This is a genomic window from Clostridium neonatale, assembly GCF_001458595.1.
Lineage (GTDB): Bacteria > Bacillota > Clostridia > Clostridiales > Clostridiaceae > Clostridium > Clostridium neonatale.
In genome coordinates this window covers 1,273,858-1,292,175 of sequence record NZ_LN890328.1, presented here as the reverse complement: position 1 = coordinate 1,292,175, position 18,318 = coordinate 1,273,858, and the positions used below count along the sequence as shown (strand labels likewise).

At 29.1% G+C, this 18,318-nt stretch carries 12 protein-coding genes; 10 read left to right on the top strand and 2 right to left on the bottom strand.

Annotation, left to right across the window (positions count from 1 at the left end):
• The first annotated feature begins 473 nt into the window (after positions 1–473).
• Positions 474–2,576, top strand: coding sequence for a penicillin-binding transpeptidase domain-containing protein (locus tag BN2920_RS12840; protein ID WP_058295399.1), 2,103 nt, complete (start codon positions 474–476; stop codon positions 2,574–2,576).
• 142 nt (positions 2,577–2,718) lie between these two features.
• On the top strand, positions 2,719–4,122 hold the full coding sequence (gene pepV / locus BN2920_RS12835; RefSeq protein WP_058295398.1) for a dipeptidase PepV: 1,404 nt from the start codon (positions 2,719–2,721) through the stop codon (positions 4,120–4,122).
• A 415-nt stretch (positions 4,123–4,537) separates the two neighbouring features.
• Here pepV and BN2920_RS12830 read toward each other — a convergent pair whose 3' ends face one another.
• Both BN2920_RS12830 and BN2920_RS12825 read right to left on the bottom strand, forming a co-directional pair.
• A complete protein-coding gene (locus BN2920_RS12830) occupies positions 4,538–6,034 on the bottom strand; it encodes a response regulator transcription factor (RefSeq protein ID WP_058295397.1) in 1,497 nt (498 codons plus the stop codon).
• The gene (locus BN2920_RS12825; RefSeq protein WP_058295396.1) at positions 6,015–7,766 is read right to left on the bottom strand and encodes a sensor histidine kinase; all 1,752 of its coding nucleotides are present in this window, start codon (positions 7,764–7,766) and stop codon (positions 6,015–6,017) included. The genes BN2920_RS12830 and BN2920_RS12825 overlap by 20 nt, the downstream gene beginning before the upstream one ends.
• Positions 7,767–7,886: 120 nt before the next feature.
• On the opposite strand from BN2920_RS12825, the gene BN2920_RS12820 reads away from it, so the two are divergent.
• From BN2920_RS12820 to BN2920_RS21025, 8 genes are all read left to right on the top strand, one after another.
• Positions 7,887–9,194 (top strand): ABC transporter substrate-binding protein, encoded by a 1,308-nt coding sequence (locus tag BN2920_RS12820; protein ID WP_058295395.1) that lies wholly within the window; start codon positions 7,887–7,889, stop codon positions 9,192–9,194.
• An 81-nt stretch (positions 9,195–9,275) separates the two neighbouring features.
• Positions 9,276–10,244, top strand: coding sequence for a carbohydrate ABC transporter permease (locus BN2920_RS12815; protein WP_198157492.1), 969 nt, complete (start codon positions 9,276–9,278; stop codon positions 10,242–10,244).
• Positions 10,245–10,255: 11 nt separating this feature from the next.
• The gene (locus tag BN2920_RS12810; RefSeq protein ID WP_058295394.1) at positions 10,256–11,092 is read left to right on the top strand and encodes a carbohydrate ABC transporter permease; all 837 of its coding nucleotides are present in this window, start codon (positions 10,256–10,258) and stop codon (positions 11,090–11,092) included.
• A 34-nt stretch (positions 11,093–11,126) separates the two neighbouring features.
• Positions 11,127–13,130 (top strand): beta-galactosidase trimerization domain-containing protein, encoded by a 2,004-nt coding sequence (locus tag BN2920_RS12805; protein WP_058295393.1) that lies wholly within the window; start codon positions 11,127–11,129, stop codon positions 13,128–13,130.
• A 16-nt stretch (positions 13,131–13,146) separates the two neighbouring features.
• Positions 13,147–14,025, top strand: a complete 879-nt coding sequence (locus tag BN2920_RS12800) for an ROK family protein (protein WP_058295392.1) — start codon at positions 13,147–13,149, stop codon at positions 14,023–14,025.
• Positions 14,026–14,093: 68 nt separating this feature from the next.
• A complete protein-coding gene (locus BN2920_RS12795) occupies positions 14,094–14,336 on the top strand; it encodes a hypothetical protein (protein WP_058295391.1) in 243 nt (80 codons plus the stop codon).
• 210 nt (positions 14,337–14,546) lie between these two features.
• A complete protein-coding gene (locus BN2920_RS12790) occupies positions 14,547–15,869 on the top strand; it encodes an NCS2 family permease (protein WP_058295390.1) in 1,323 nt (440 codons plus the stop codon).
• 533 nt (positions 15,870–16,402) lie between these two features.
• Positions 16,403–18,310: an acyl-CoA dehydrogenase family protein gene (locus tag BN2920_RS21025; RefSeq protein WP_083498781.1), complete on the top strand. Its 1,908-nt coding sequence runs from the start codon at positions 16,403–16,405 to the stop codon at positions 18,308–18,310.
• The last annotated feature ends 8 nt before the right edge of the window (positions 18,311–18,318 follow it).

Sequence of the window (18,318 nt, the reverse complement as noted above, 5' to 3'; positions counted from 1 at the left end):
GGCTTTTTTTATTTATGTAAATTTAAGTAAAGAAATATAAATAGACATTGGTGAATTTTTGGGAAAAATTTTATTGAATGAATAAAATTGTAATGAAAGGCATATATGTGAAGAATTTGAGGATGTTTTATTAATTTTGATTAATGGTATTTATTACATTAAAAGAAGATGATATAATCTTAAATTATATCAACATGCAAATTCACATATTTGTAATAAATTTAAAGATGGGAGATGCTCAGAAGTAGACATAGAGTATAAAATTTCAAAGGAAAATTAATATAAACAATATTTCAGATCAATGTGGAATTTCAGAAGATAAAGTTAAAGAGATATTAGAGTAAAAATCAAATTTTTCAGTGACTTTGATGGTTACGGATTTCTAGAAATATTCAATTAGTTATATGGTGACAGTCACCTCCCGAAAGATGTCGATATTTTTTTATTTAACTAAAATGAAAGTGAGGTAGCGTATGAGAAGAAGTAGAAGAAATGATGGAAAACCATTGTTTCGGTTGATGCTAATATTAGGAATAGTAGCTGCTGGCTTATCAGCAGTGTTTGCATTTATGATATTTTTCAAATTGCCTAAATATGTAAAACTTGAAGAATTATTAGTGCAATATATGAATAATATTGAACAGAAAAAATATGAAGATATGTATGGAGTGTTAAGCAAGGAAAGTACAACTAAGATTAGCAAAGAAGATTACATAGCCAGAAATTCTAAAATTTATGAAGGCATAGAAGCACACAATATGAAAGTAAATGTAAAGGATACAGTTAATAATAAAGATAACACAATAACAGTTCAATATTCTACATCATTTGATACTGTGGCTGGAAAAATAAGTTTTGAAAATAAAGCTTCGTTTTTAAAACAAGATAAAGGATATGGCCTTATATGGAATGATAATATTATATTTCCTGACCTAGGAGAAAACGATAAGGTTAAAGTATCTATGGAAAAAGCACAGCGTGGAGAAGTAGTGGATAGAAATGGAACTGTGCTTGCTGGAAAAGGAGCTGCTTCATCTGTTGGCATCGTGCCTGGTAAACTTACTGATAAGAGTGACTCACTTAATAAAATAGCTGAATTACTAGGGATGGAAAAAGAAACAATAGAAAAAAAATTAAATGAAAAATGGGTAAAAGAAGATTCCTTTGTTCCTATTAAGACTATTCCTAAAGAGAGTGAATTGACCTTAAAAACTGCAGAAAATAATGCAGAAACACAAGATGAAATACAGGACAAACTCCTTTCTATACCAGGAGTAATGATTTCGGATGTTGATAGAAGAGAATATCCATTAAAAGAAGCTGCAGCTCATCTTGTTGGATATGTTCAAAGTGTAACAGCAGAAGATTTAGAGAAGCATGCAGGTGAAGGGTATTCTTCAGATAGTGTAATTGGTAAAAGTGGCATGGAAGGGTTATATGAAAAAGATCTAAAAGGACAGGATGGCATCAAAATAAGTATTGCAAATGAGTTTGGAAATGAAAAGAAAGTATTAGCGAGTATTGAAAAAGAAGATGGAAAAAATATCAAGCTTACAATAGATTCATCTCTTCAACTTAGCTTATATGAACAATTTAAAGATGATAAAAGTGCTTCAGTAGCAATGGATCCATATACAGGAGAAGTGCTAGCGCTAGTTAGTACACCAGCATATGATAACAATGACTTTATTATGGGGATATCACAAGAGAAGTGGAAAGCATTAAATGAAGATGAGAAAAAGCCACTATATAATCGTTTCAGGCAAAAATGGGCTCCAGGTTCCTCTTTTAAATCAATTATTGCTGAAATTGGCCTAGGTACAGGAGCAATCAATCCTAATGAGGATTATGGATATGAAGGGTTAAGCTGGCAAAAAGATAAATCATGGGGGGATTATCATGTGACCACTCTTCATAAATATTCTCCAGTAAATTTAGAAAATGCACTTATTTATTCAGATAATATTTATTTTGCTAAGGCAGCATTAAAAATTGGTGCAGAAAATTTAAAAAAATCTTTAGATAAGTTAGGCTTTAATGAGCAATTACCATTTGAAATTACTATGGAAAAGTCACAATATTCTAATACAGATAAAATTGAAACAGAGATACAGTTGGCAGATAGTGGATATGGGCAAGGACAGATGCTAATAAATCCATTACATCTCGCTAGTTTGTATACATCATTTAATAATGAAGGAAATGTGATAAAGCCTTATTTGCTTTATAAGCAAGATGCAAAAGCAGATATATGGATTCCAAATGCATTTTCAAGTGATGTTACAAATGAAGTTATGAATGGCTTAAAAAAGGTAGTAAATGATCCTCATGGAACTGGATATGGAGCATATAGAGATGATATTTCGCTTTTTGGTAAGACTGGTACAGCTGAAATAAAAACATCACAAGATGATAAAAACGGTACAGAGCTTGGATGGTTTGCAGTATCTACCTCAGACAAAAATGCACAAAAGCCAATATTAATAGTTAGCATGGTAGAGGATGTAAAAGATAGAGGCGGAAGTGCATATGTTGTAAACAAGGATAAAATTGTGCTGGACAAATATTTAAGGTGACAGATGAAGATACTATATTTTCATGAACAAACTTTTTTAGAATATATATATTTCAATAAAAATGTTAAAAATACAACAATTTGAGTTATACTATAAATGTACATAATATTAATAATTAAATGTAAGGAAGAAGGTAATAAAAATGTATAAGAAACAAATTGAAGAGTATTTTGAAAATAATAAAGATGAGATACTTAATGATATATGTAATATAGTAAGGATAAAGAGTGACAGAGGAGAAGCAAAAGAAAATATGCCTTATGGTGAAGGCCCTGCAAAAGCGCTTGAAGCAGCATTAAAGCTTGCAGAAAGTATGGGATTTAAGACTAAAAATTATGATAATTACGTAGGAACTGTTGATTTTAATGATAATGAAAAAGGTCTTGATATATTAGCTCATTTAGACGTTGTCCCAGCAGGTGATGAATGGACTGTAACTAAGCCTTATGAACCAATAATAAAGGATGGGAAAATATATGGAAGAGGAACATCAGATGATAAAGGCCCTGCTATAGTTGCTTTATATGCATTAAAAGCAGTTAAGGATTTAAATATTCCTTTAAGTAAAAATGTAAGATTAATTTTAGGTACTGATGAAGAATGTGGAAGTTCAGACATCGAGCATTATTATAAATTAGAGAAAGAAGCTCCAATGACATTTTCACCAGATGCTGAATTTCCACTTATAAATATTGAAAAGGGACAGTTAGCTGCAGAATTTACAAGTGAATATGTTGAAGATAAAGCACTTCCAAGAATTATATCAATTAATGGAGGAGTAAAGGCTAATGTTGTTCCTGATAAAGCCACAGCTGTAGTTGAAGGATTTGATTTAGAGATTGTTAAAGAACTATGTAAAAAGGAAGAAGAAAAGACAAATGTTAAGTTTACTGTAAGTGAAGATGATTCTTTAATTACAATTAATGCTAAGGGTAAAGGAGCTCATGCTTCAACACCTGAAAATGGACACAATGCAATAACAGCTATAATTGAATTATTATGCTCAATGCCATGTGCAAAAAGTGAAGGATTTGATAGGCTATGTAGCGTAAATAAATTATTCCCTCATAATGATTTTATTGGGAAAGGTTGTGGGATTGTTATGAGTGATGAATTAAGCGGAAGTTTAAGTATTGCATTTACTATTTTTGAATATAATTTAACAAGCTTAAAAGGAACTTTTGATTCAAGAGCACCTATTTGTGCAACTGATGAAAATTTAACTGAAGTATTAAGAAAGAACATGAAAGATTTAAACATAACATTAGAAGATAAAAAATTAAATCCATCACATCACGTAAGCTGTGATTCTGATTTTGTGCGTACATTATTAAAATGTTATGAAGAATATAGTGGACAAAAGGGTGAATGTTTAGCCATAGGTGGAGGTACTTATGTACATCATCTTAAAAATGGTGTAGCTTTTGGATGCTCAATGCCTGGAACTGACAACAACATGCATGGAAATGATGAATTTGCTGTTATTGATGAATTGATGTTAAGTGGAAAGATATTTACACAAGCCATAATAGATTTATGCAAATAGTAGAAGTTTCTTTAGTGATTTCAATGAATTTCTTTAAACTGATGGCTATAATGGTTATAACTCCGTTATCAATGCTACAAGAATAAAATATGAAAATTAAAGATAATAAATAAATTAAATCCCAGTAAAGTTTAGTAATTACCTTGCTGGGATATTTTTTATTCTTTAGGAAATTGTATTCACGGACAATCTGTGGATAAGTTATTTAAAAAAATATTGCAATAGAATAATGAATAGTTCCTAAAGAATAAAAAATAAATTATATGCGCCTGGCCTTTTCTTCGGCAAGCTCAGAAAATCCAGAATGCGCTAAAATAATCGACGGCTAAAGGATTTTCTTAAATTTAAGTTATTGTACTCTATTGGATTTGTATATTATATGGTTATTATATCATAGTCGCCTTGGCGTTTTTTTTTATAGAAATGAAAATTTTTTATTTTTATATTTCAGTGGCGATACACCTACATACTTTTTAAATAACTTACTGAAGTAGTAGTAATCTTTATACCCAACCTTTTCAGCTACTTCTGAAAGCTTTATGTCATCATTTTTAAGTAGGGATTTAGCTTCACTAATGCGTTTTTTTGTTGTATATTCAACTAAGCTTTCACCTGTAATTTTTTTGAATGTAGAACTTAAATGACAACTATTAATATAAAACTGAGCTGATAAAAAATCTAAATTTATATCCTCAGAATAATAGTTTTTATCTATATAATCCTTAACTTTTATTATAGTATTTGATGAAATAGAATTTTTAGTGTTTTTAATCTTAGATTGCTCGTTTGTTAATCGCTCATAGCAAGTATAACAATAATCTTTAATATAATTTAAATCTTTGCTTGCATATAATAGATTATTTACTAGATCAATATTTATTAAAGAGAAATATTCGCCATTACCTTCTAGAAAGACATCTTCCATAGCAGATAAAAAATAAGTTACTAGTGATTTAAGAGCATGTACATCTTTAATCCTACTTACTTCATTTAAATAAAACTCAAACTTATTTGTTAAAGTGGTTTTTGTATTAGAGCGTATTAATAGCTGAAAGTCAAGCTTAAGACTTTTAGGAAGTGTGTAAGTTTTATATTTAATATCATTAAAAGTGAATATTGAAAACTCGTTATAAAAAATTTTAGAAGGAAATAATGTAATACATTCAAGAAAGGAATCCTTCAAGTTTTTTATATCTGTACAGCTTTTATTAAAATAACAATAAGATAATATTTTATTTTTAATTAGATAGTTAAGTTTACTTTTTATCTCATCGGAATATATGCAATTAATAAGTAATATCTTGTTTTTTTTAGAAAGACCATATATAACATCATAAGATTTAAAATTATCATCTAAAAAGTTATATAAATTATTTATATAATCTTCTTTTGACAATTCTACTGATATAAAAATAAAGTTATCTTCCTTAATGTTAAGGAGAGAATCTTTTTTATCTAAGTCATTATAAAGTAAATCTACTATGTATTGATATTTTGACTTTTCATCTAATTCATGTAAGGCTGCTAGATTTTGAGCTGATTTTTCAATTAAAGATATACATTTTTCTATGGAACTATAAAGGTCTGATTTCTTTACTGGTTTAAGTAAGTAATCTACAATATTATATTTAATGGCTTGTCTAGCATATTCGAATTTTTCAAAACATGTAAGAAATATTACGTTAGTTTGATAGGATTCAGCTCTCAAATTTTGCAAAAGTTCAATCCCTGTTAATTTCGGCATTTGTATATCAATTATTGCTATATCAATTGAATTATTTCTAATAACTTCTAAGGCCTCAAATCCATCAGAAGCTTGAAAAATATTGTTAAATGAAAAGGTACTATCTTTCAAATATTTCAAAATTTTTGCTCTAATAAGATATTCATCATCAACTAAAAGTATATTCATCTCTGTATAAATCCTTTCTTATTGCAGGTATTACTAGAGTAATAGTAGTTCCTTTATTTTTTTGGCTTTTAATATTGAAAATACAGTTATTATGATAAACCAATTTTAAACGTTCTATAGTATTTTTTACGGCAAATCCACCTTTTGCAGAAGAGGAGATATTACCGTTAATTACTTTTTTTAATTCATCTTCTGTCATTCCTATACCAGTATCTTCTATAGTTATTTTTAGTTCATCATTAAAGTATTCAATAGCAACTATTACTTTGCCTTTATCATCATAATTTTTTAGGCCATGATAAATAGCATTTTCTACTAACGGTTGAATTAAAAGTTTAGGACAAGAGAAGTGTTCCAGATTAGAATCACATATAATGTCATAATCAAAAATATTATAATATCTTAGCTTCATAATTTTCAAATAGCTTTCTGTTAAGGAAATCTCATCCCTAATTGAAATAATATTGTTTCCTTTGCTTAATGCACCTCTGTAGAAGGTAGAAAGATTTGAGATTATGTCTACAGCTTCATCATTCATGTCAAGTTCAATTAAAGCAGAAATATTTTCTAATGAATTATATAAAAAATGGGGCTTTATTTGTAACTGAATTAATTGAAATTCAAATTCTTTCTTCTTATTTTGTTCAATAGTTATTTTGTCTAATAAATTTTTTATATAGACTATAAGATTATTAAATTTTTTTGAAAGTAATCCTATTTCATCATCAGATAAAATATCTATTTCTGCTGCCCAATTACCTTTTTCAATTTGATTTATAGCTAAAGATAAATTGGTAATTGGCTTTATAATGGATTTTGAAATAGACTTAGAAAGAACATAAGAACATAATAAACCTATTAATGATAAAATAATCAAGGATAAAATAAGTGTTTTTTTATTTTTAATTAAATCTTTTAAATAGATATCAGCAACTATGTTCCAGTTCAATTTGTTGTTGTACAGCATAAGAGTTAATTTATCTTCTTCCCTATTATTTATTATTTTTACAGGATCTCTTGCAGTAGCTAATTTTAAGTTTTTTCTTAATTTAAAAATATTATTAGAAATTTCACTTTGATTAGAAGATGAAATTATAACTCCTTTGGGATTAATAATAAAGAAATCAGTAAATTTAGTGTATTTGCTGTTTGTATAGTTTGTAGATAAAGTAGATTCATCAATAAATACTTCTAAGTATCCAATTAATTTGCCAGTATTCATATTAAATATTTGTCTTGTTGTATAAAAATAAGGATTTCCTACTGTATCTGAAATTGCACCATACCATTTATTAAATTCCATATTGTAATTAGGCAAACTAATAAGCTTACTATTTGTTTTAAATGTAAAGTCGGTTGTAGTGTGGAGTATGATTCCAGATATAACTGAGTCTTTATACATGCTATTATCTATGGCTCTTTGAATTTTTAATACGTCTGCTTTGCTAGGTTGAATATTATTTATACTACTATTAGTTAAAGTATTCTGAACATCTGAATCGATAATAATTCCAGTTGAACTTAATTGAGCAGAATTTAAAACTAATTCAGCTTGGTTTCCTATTATCTCTAATGTATCTAATTCCCTAGATATAGAGTTATTCTTTATAGAGTTGTATGAAATAAAGTAGGATATAAAAATAAGTAGCAGTATTATTGATAAAGTTACTAAGAATGAAAAATAGAATACTTTATCTTTTATAGATTTAAATTTTAAAAGGTTAGTTTTCATAAAACACCTCCAAATAAATTCTAAAAATAATACAATACGAATCAAAGAAAATACATTCAATTCCTTTAGTGTAAATGTTAACATAAAACTATCATAAATAAAAGATAGGGAGAGGGTTTTATGAAAAAAAAAATTATAGGCTTAGTTTTAGCTGCAATGACTATGACTTCATTAATTGGTTGTGGAGGTAATAGTTCTAACACAACTAGCAAAGGCGAAAATGTTGTAACTATAAAGGTACTATCAAGATATAGTAGCGACCAAGGAGCAGATGATAGAGTTGTTAATGGTAGGATAGAGAAGTTTATGGAGGAAAATCCTAATATTAAAATTGAACATGAAGCTATTGGTGATGAAGCAACATATAACAATATGTTTAAAACATCTGTTGCAACAGGAGATGTTCCAGACGTATTAGTAAACTATGGAGGAACACAATTTAAAGATTATGTTGAAAGTGGATTATTTTATGATTTAAGTAAAGTTGCAGCGGAAGATAGTGCATGGAGTGACAAATATATTCCAAGCATGCTTGATTCATGGAAGTTTGATGGTATAGAGGGATTTTATGGTGTTCCTATGTCAAGTTTTGCAACAGGACTTTATTATAACAAAGATTTATTTAAAGAAAACGGTTTAAATCCGCCTACAACAATAGAAGAGTTTGAAAAAGTATGTGATGCTTTTATGGCAAAAGGAATCACACCATTTACTTTAGGTGATAAAGATAACTTTAGAGGAGCACATCTTTTAGCAAATTTAATATTAAAGAGAGAAGATTTTGATTATACAAAATCTATTATTGATGGAAAAACTAAGTGGAACGATACAGCTATGAAAGAAGTATTCGAATTAATGTCTGATTGGCAAAAAAAAGGTTACTTAGGTGAGAATATTACAACATTAGATTCAGTTGGTGAACAATCTTTGTTCTTAAATGGTGATACTCCAATGCACTTAAATGGTTCATGGTTTATGAATCAAATTAATGATTCTGAAAATCCAGAAAGATTTGGATTTGTTCCATTCCCTTACTTTGAAAAGTATGCTGAAAATAAAAATAATTGGCATTCAGGTACTTCAGAAGGATTTAGTTTAGCTGCTAATAATGGAGAAGAAAGATTAGAAGCTTCAATAAAACTATTAAAGTATTTAACTGATGCAGAAGCATATAATGAATCTCAAAAAATATCTAAGGGTGGAATATTCCCAGTAACTACAATGGAACAAATTGATGACATTACACCAATAGCTAAAGAATTTAAGGAAGCTTTTGTAGATGTTAAAGAGACAAAATTGGAGCCAGGGGATTATGCTAAGAATCCACAATTAAGAGAAGAAATAAGAGATGCTATACAAGGGATGTTTGCTGGAACTAGCGTTGATGATACTTTGACTAGAATTCAAAAAGTAGCTGATATGGAATAAGTTTATGATCCATAATAGGGTTGTAAAATTTTACGACCTTATTATGGAGAAAAATAATGAATCAAGGAGGTAAGAGAGAAAATGAAAAATACTGTTATAGAAGAAGTAGAACATAATCATAGTAGTACACCAACATTTAATACTATGCTGAAAAAATCTAAATTTAAGAGGGCTTTAAAAGAAAATATTATATGTACATTATTTATTTTTCCTGCCATTGCTATATATACTTTCTTTTATACATCTTCAGTAGTAAAGTCATTATATTTATCATTTGTAAAATGGAATGGTATACCTGCTATAGATAAAAAATTCGTAGGGTTAAGAAATTTTATTAACATATTTAAGGATCCATCATTTTATAGTGCATTAAAAAATGTAGGGGTTTTTATGCTGATAAGTTTTGTTGTAATAATGCCATTTGCATATCTTTTAGCACTGTTAGTTAGTAGTAAATATATTAATGGAAAAAGATTTTTCAAGACAGTATATTTCCTACCTTCAATAATACCAACAGCAGCAACAGGTTTAATGTGGACATTGATTTTATATAAATCAGGTGGTGCTTTAAATGCCTTGTTAATGAAAATAGGAATGGGAGCATCTCAGCAAGACTGGTTAGGTAATCCAAAGATTGCAATTTTAACGGTTGCATTAGTAAATGCATGGGTATTTATTGGGTATAATATGCTTATTTTTGTAGCTGGATTAACTAATATACCAGATGACTTAATAGAAGCAGCTAAAATTGATGGCGCTAATGGATTTAAGGAACAAATACACATAGTATTACCTTTAATGAAGGAAAGTTTTAAAATTTTTTCAGTATTAGCTGTTGTAGGATCATTTAAAGTTTTTGACATCATTTATATTATGACAGGTGGTGGACCAGGGGGCGCTACAGACGTTCCAGTAACATTATTATATGAGCAAGCATTTAAATATAATAATTTTGGATATGGTAGTTCAATTGGTATATTAATATTGGTTGCATCAATAATTTGTACATTAATATTAAATAAAGCCTTTAAAGAAAATGATGATAATTAGGGGGGAACAAAATGTTACAAAATAAGGAAAGTAAAATTTTAAAATATTGTATGTACGTTTGTGCAATAATATGGACTATATTTAGTGTTGCTCCATTAATATTCACAGTAATGTCATCATTTAAAAGTACTAATGATATATATGGAAATGCATTTTCACTTCCAAAGACTATGAGTTTTTTTAATTATGAAACTGCACTGAGTAAAGCTAATATTGTAACTGCCATATTCAACTCATTTTTCTTAGCCATATCAACAACTATATTAGTAGTAATACTTGCTACTTTAGTTGCTTATGTAATAACAAGAACAGGATTTAAATTTAGGAATTTAGTTTTAACATACTTTGTAATAGGATTAACTATTCCAATGCATACAACTATAATTCCAATTGCCGATATTATTAATAGGTATGGATTTAAAAATCACTTAACACCGCTCATATTCTTATATGCAACATTCCAATTGCCATTTGCAATCTTTATGATGTCTGGATATATGAGAGGAATAAGTAAGGAAATAGATGAAGCAGCAATAATAGATGGATGTGGACGTTTAAGATTAGTATTTGGCATATTATTACCACTTGCTAAACCAGCAGCAGCTACAATATCAGTATTCACATTCTTATCAGTATATAATGAGTTCATATTTGGACTTATGTTCTTAACTGATAAAACAAAGTATACTATTTCAGTAGCACTTATGAGCTTGAATGGAAGATATTCATCAGACAAAGGTGCAATATTTGCAGCTATATGTATGTTTATAATTCCAATAGTAATTATATATGTACTATGTCAAAAGCATGTTGAAAAAGGTATTACAGCGGGAGCTGTTAAAGGTTAAATTATTATAATTTTAAGTTTAGAGGAGAGTTATTATGGGATATAAGACAAGAAGTAGACAAATACATTTAGATTTTCATACAAGTCAATTAATAGAAGGTATAGGAAAAGATTTTAACAAAGAAGAATTTGGGGAAGTATTAGAAAAAGCTAGAGTTAATTCTATAACTTGCTTTGCTAGATGTCATCACGGGTATTTATACTATGATTCAAAAATTAATAAAGAAAGAATTCATCCTAATCTAGCTAATAAAAGTTTGTTAAAAGAACAAATAGAAGCTTGCCATGAAAGGGGAATTAAAGCACCAATATATTTACCTGTTCAATGGGATAAGTTTACTTGTGATGAACATCCAGAATGGGTGTCTAAGGATATAGATGGTAAGACAATAAAAGGTGAAGGTGGAAAGCCGGGCTTTTATGACTTTTTATGTGTAAATAGTGAATATAGAACATTTTTAAAGAATCATGTAAGAGAAATATTAGAAATGTTTCCAGAGTGTGATGGATTATTCTTTGATATAGTTATGGTAGTTCCTTGTGCTTGTGAAAACTGTAAAAAAAGTATGGAAGAGCAGGGAATTGATTATACCATAAGGGGAGAAAGGTTAAAGTTCTCTGAAAAGATGCTTACTGAATTTAAAACTGAAATGAGCCAATTTATTAAAGATATAAATCCAAATGTAACTATATTCTATAATGGTTCACATATAAGTCCACAACTTAAAGATTCACTAGATAACTATAGTCATATTGAAATTGAATCATTACCAAGTGGTGGATGGGGATATATGCATTTTCCTACAACAGTTAGATATGCTAGAAATTTAGGGAAGGACTGCTTGGGAATGACAGGAAAATTCCATACTTATTGGGGAGATTTCCACTCATTTAAAAATTTAGCTGCACTTCAATATGAATGTTTTCATATGTTAGCTCAAAATACAAAATGCTCTATTGGAGATCAATTAGATCCTAGTGGAAAAATATCTAAGGAAGTTTATGATTTAATCGGTAAGGTTTATAGTGAAGTTGAAGCAAAAGAACCTTGGTGTGAAGATGCAAAAGCTGTTTGTGAGATAGCAGTATTTACTCCAGAAGAATTTATAGACTATAATTCAAAAGAGCCATTTGGTTTAAAACCGTCAATAACTGGAGCAACTAGAATGTTACAAGAAGCATCACTTCAATTTGATATTATTGATAGTTCTATGGATTTTACTAAATATAAATTATTAGTATTACCAGAAGAGAGGGTAATGGTAAATGATGAGTTTAAGAATAAGATAGAGAAATTTATCCAAAATGGTGGCAAAATAATAGCTGTATACGAAGGTGGATTAAATGAAGAGAAAACTAAGTTTAATATACCATCTTTAAAAGTAAACTATGAAGGTAAAGGAGAATTTACTCCAACATTTGTAATACCAGAAGGTGAACTATCTAAAGATTTATATAACACAGAATATGTTATGTATGAAGATTCAGCGAAGATTTCTGTTGAAGAAGGTGAAAGAGTATTATGCAATTCAATAGAACCTTACTTCAACAGAACACCAGAACATTTTTGCTCACACCAACATGCACCAAGTAGTGGGAAAATATATGGGCCAGCTATTGTAAAGGGAAATAATTCAATATATTTTGCTCATAAGATATTCTCCCAATATCACCAATATGGATCTATTTGGTGTAAGAAGCTATTTATTAATGCAATAGATATATTATTAGAAAATAGATTAGTTAATCATAATGGACCTAGCACTATAATAAGTACATTAAATGAGCAAGAAAATAAAAATAGATATGTTCTTCATCTACTTCATTATATTCCTGAAAGAAGATGCCAAAGAATTGATGTAATTGAAGATGTAATACCTCTATACAACTTAGAAATGAAGTTAAACCTAGATAAATTACCTAAGAGTGTTACATTAGTTCCACAAAATGAAGAGGTTAAGTTTAATATTGTAGATGGAACTTTAGAGTTTACACTAGGTAAGATAAATGGTCATCAAATGGTTGAGATAAACTATTAAAGGGAAGTAAGAAGATATGAAAAAGATAATTTCAATCGATATAGGCGGTACTTTTATAAAGTATGGACTTGTAGATGAAGCAGGTGTAGTTTTATGCAAGGATAAGAAAGTAACAGTAAAAAGTGGTGCAGAAGACTTTGTTGATGAATTATGTGAAATAGTAAATCTATATAAAGATAATAGCGATATTTTAGGTGTATCAATTAGTATGCCAGGCTTTATTAATAACAAAGAAGGGATACCAGTAGCATGTAGTTATTTAAGATTTATAGAAAATTACAAATTGCAGGATGAATTAGCTTCTAGAACTAATTTAGAAGTTAAAATAGAAAATGATGCAAATTGTGTTGCTTTAGCTGAAAAATTTAATGGAAATGCTACGGAATGTGAAGATTTTATATGCATAACTATAGGAACTGGGATAGGTGGCGGAATCTATTTAAATAATAATCTTATAAGAGGAAAGCAATTTAAAGGCGGAGAGTTTTGTTATATGATTACTAAGGACAAGGAAGGACATCAAATACTGAGTAAAAATTCTTCGATAACAGCCCTTATAGATATGTATAAAGAATATAAAATTCTTGACAATACTGTTGAAGTCTTAGGTGATGAAATTTTCAAAGAAGCTGAAACAGATAAAAATGTAAAAAATATTATTAATGAATGGTATGGAAATATAGCTAGAATGGTATTTAATCTTTCATCAATATTAAATCCAGAAAAGATTTTAATTGGTGGGGGCGTTAGTGCTAGAGCAGATTTAATTTATCAGATTGAGATTGCATTAAGAGAAATTCCTTGGTGGCACTTTGTAGAATGTAAATTAGAAAAGTGTAAGCATGAAAATGATGCTGGTCTAATAGGGGCGGCATATAATTTTATGAATCCCTAATACTTAAAGTAAAGATATAGAGTTGTGTTATTTAGTTTCAGTTCTAGATTTACATTCTAAAATAATAATTGTCTGCAATTTCTTATATAGAAGAAATTGGACACTTAACAACAGCTAGTCATACATGTTCATTTGGCTTAGCAAATAATGCATATGCATTTAATCTTAAGGAAGATTTTAAAAAATCAAAATTAAACTTTATAGCATTCCCAACTGAAAATATATATCTTCAAAGAAGACACGATACATATCCAAAGATAAGAGGATTAACAAGTGTGAATTCTTATTTAAAAAAGAACCTAGAATTATAGAAACTTGTGAAGAGTTTCTTGGATAGTAGTTATATCTAGATTAAAGCAATACAATACTCTAAAATAAAGGGTATTGTATTGTTTTTTTAAGTACAAAAAGCGAAAATAAATTATAAACAAGCTATTAATATTCATAAAAAGTTGAAAAATATCGTAAAATGTATTATTATAGTTCGGGCGAAGAAAAAAGATTTACGAAAGAGTGATTAAATGAAAAATTTATTTAAAAAAGATGGAAAGCTAGATAATTATTTTGGACTTACGAAAAATAATACAAATTTAAAAACAGAAGTTATAGCTGGTATTACTACTTTTATGACTATGGCGTATATATTAATAGTAAATCCATCTATATTATCAGCCGCAGGCATGGATAAAGGTGCAGTATTTACAGCTACGGCATTATCAGCAATAGTTGCAACTTTAATTATGGGTATATATGCTAAATTACCATTTGCTCAAGCCCCAGGTATGGGTCTAAATGCATTTTTTGCATTTACAATAGTTCTTGGGATGGGATACTCGTATGAATTTGCTTTAACAGCAGTATTTTTAGAAGGAATAATATTTATTTTATTAACATTATTTGATGTTCGTGAAGCTATTGTTGATTCAATACCAGAAAATATTAAAAAAGCGATTTCAGTAGGTATTGGATTATTTATTTCATTAGTAGGACTTGAAGGTGCTGGTATTATAGTTCATCCAGAAGATGGTGCAACAATACTAACTCTTGGAAATATAACAAATGGAACAGGATTACTTGCAATTATAGGGATTCTAATTACAGGTATTCTTTTAGTGAGAAATATTAAAGGAGCATTATTTATAGGAATGATTGTTACAGCTATAATAGGAATTCCTCTAGGAGTTACACCAATTCCTACTAGTATTATAAGTGCACCGCCATCAATTAGCTCAATTTTATTAAAATTTCAGTGGAATAACATATTTTCTCTAGATATGGTAATAGTTTTATTTACATTATTATTTATGGACATGTTTGATACTATAGGAACTTTAGTTGGGGTAGCGACTAAGGCGAAGATGTTAGATAAAGATGGTAGAGTTCCAAATTTAAAGAAAGCTCTTTTTGCAGATGCTGTAGGAACTACATTTGGAGCATGTGTAGGTACTAGTACAGTAAGTACATTTGTTGAAAGTGCATCAGGAGTTGCAGAAGGTGGAAGAACAGGTTTAACCGCAGTATCTACTGCAGTAATGTTTGTATTATCATTATTCTTTGCACCAATATTTGCATCAATTACGCCAGCAGTTACTTGTTCTGCATTGGTGTTAGTTGGATTATTTATGATTGAGCCAATAAAGGAAATAGATATTTCAGATTTTACAGAAGCTATACCGGCATTTTTAACTATAATTATGATGCCTCTATCTTATAGCATATCTGATGGTATTGTATTTGGAGTTGTTTCATATATAGTATTAAAGTTATTTACAGGAAAAGCAAAAGAGATTAGCATAACTACAGTAATAATAGGAATTATATTTATATTAAAATTCTTAATATAAGTAAGAGTATAGTTTTTTATTTTCTTTAGCATAATTAAATATAGTAGATTAAAAAGTTCTTCTTAATAGATTTTATCTTTAAGAAGAACTTTTTAAAAAATTAAGTCCTGAATTTTCAGGGCTTTTTATTTATAAATTTATTCAAATGTGTCTACTATGAGTATTAATCCTATTTTAACAGTGATTTTATTGAAAAAGAAAAATAATATATGAAATTGAAGTGAGTAGTTTTTATTATTAATATAGGATTTCTAAAAATATTAATATGAATATTTAAACATTTTTAATGAAATATAATTCATTTACGGGAATTATTGACAAATGATATTTTATGTTTTATAATAATTATTGTTAAAAGATATTAAAGACAATGTAAACAATTACGGCATTCCTCATGATTAGAGGAAACCTTAATTATTTACTTATATTATTATAATAAATATGTTTTTTCATTAGCATATATTTTATTATAAGTTTTTAATAATAGAAGTTATAAAAATCTAATTAAAAACAAAATTAAAGGAGGTAAGATTATGTTTTTTAAGACCACAGAACAACACGAAGATTTTCGTGCTAGAATTAGAGAATTTGCAGAGTCAGAGGTAAAGCCACAGGCGTTTTTGTTGGACAAGGAAAATAGATTTCCAACAGAAGCAATTGAAAAACTGGGCAAAATGGGTGTGTTAGGAACACCTTATCCTAAGGAATATGGTGGGGCAGGTTTAGATGTACTTAGTTATGCCATTGCTGTAGAAGAACTTTCTAGAGTAGATGGTGGTACAGGTGTAATTTTATCTGCCCATGTTTCATTGGGGACTTACCCAATTTTTGCATATGGAACAGAAGAGCAAAAGCAAAAATATCTGATTCCTCTAGCAAAAGGAGAGAAGCTTGCTGCTTTTGGGTTAACTGAGCCAAATGCGGGTAGTGATGCTGGTGGAACAGAGACAACTGCAGTACTAGAAGGCGATTATTATATTTTAAATGGTGGAAAGATCTTTATAACTAATGCAGATAAAGCCGATACATATGTTGTATTTGCTGTAACAACACCAGATATAGGAGTTAAAGGAATAAGTGCTTTTATAGTTGAAAAAGGATGGGAAGGATTCACCTTTGGTGATCATTATGATAAGATGGGAATTCGTTCTTCTTCAACTGCAGAATTAATATTTAATAATGTAAAAGTACCTAAAGAAAACTTATTAGGTGAAGAAGGACAAGGATTTAAAATAGCAATGAAGACTCTTGATGGTGGCCGTATTGGGATTGCGTCTCAGGCTTTAGGTATAGCAGAGGGAGCTTATGAAAATGCTTTAGAATATTCAAAAGAGAGAATACAGTTTGGAAAACCTATATGCCAGCAACAAGCAATTTCTTTTAAACTAGCTGATATGGCAACAAAGATAAGGGCTGCTAGATTATTAGTTTATAGTGCAGCTGAACTTAAAGAAAATCATGAACCGTATTCCATGGAAGCAGCTATGGCAAAACAATATGCATCAGATATTTGTTTAGAAGTTGTAAATGATGCACTACAAATTTTTGGTGGAAATGGCTATCTTAAAGGTATGGATGTAGAACGAGCTTATCGTGATGCTAAAATTTGTACTATTTATGAGGGAACAAATGAAATTCAAAGAGTTGTAATTGCTTCTCATATAATTGGAAAGATGCCTAAAAATGAGAGTAGAGATAGAAAGACTTCACGTGATCCACTAACTGGTGCACGTAAGAAGATAATATTTAATGATGGGACAGCAGAAGAAAAAGTTTATAACCTTGTAGAAGCACTAAAAACAGATGGTTATGATTTTACTGTTGGCATCGATATAAATACTCCAATAAGTAAGGCTGATCGTGTTGTTAGTGTAGGAAAAGGAATTGGAGAAGAAAAAAATATGGAACTTGCAAAAGCACTAGCTATACAGGCAGGTGCAGCTATTGGTTCTTCACGTCCTGTTGCTGAGACTTTAAAATACTTACCTTTAAATAGATATGTTGGAATGTCAGGACAAAAGTTTAATGGAAATCTTTATATTGCCTGTGGAATATCAGGAGCCGGTCAACATTTAAAAGGAATAAAGGAAGCAACAACTATTGTTGCTATTAATAATAATCCTAATGCTCCAATCTTTAAGAATGCGGATTATGGTATTGTTGGAGATATAATGGAGATAATGCCTATATTAACAGCTTCTTTAGATAATGGAGAACCTAAAAAGGAAGCTCCTCCTATGAAAAAAATGAAGAAAAAGCTCCCTAAAAAAACAGCTTCTAATTGGAAGAGATATGTTTGTAATGGCTGTGGATATGAATATGATCCAGCTGTAGGTGATGTAGAAAATGAAATAGCTAGTGGAACTCTATTTAAAGATCTTCCAGAAGAATGGATATGTCCAGATTGTGGTGAAGAAAAAGATAATTTTATAGAGGTCTAATATTTTTA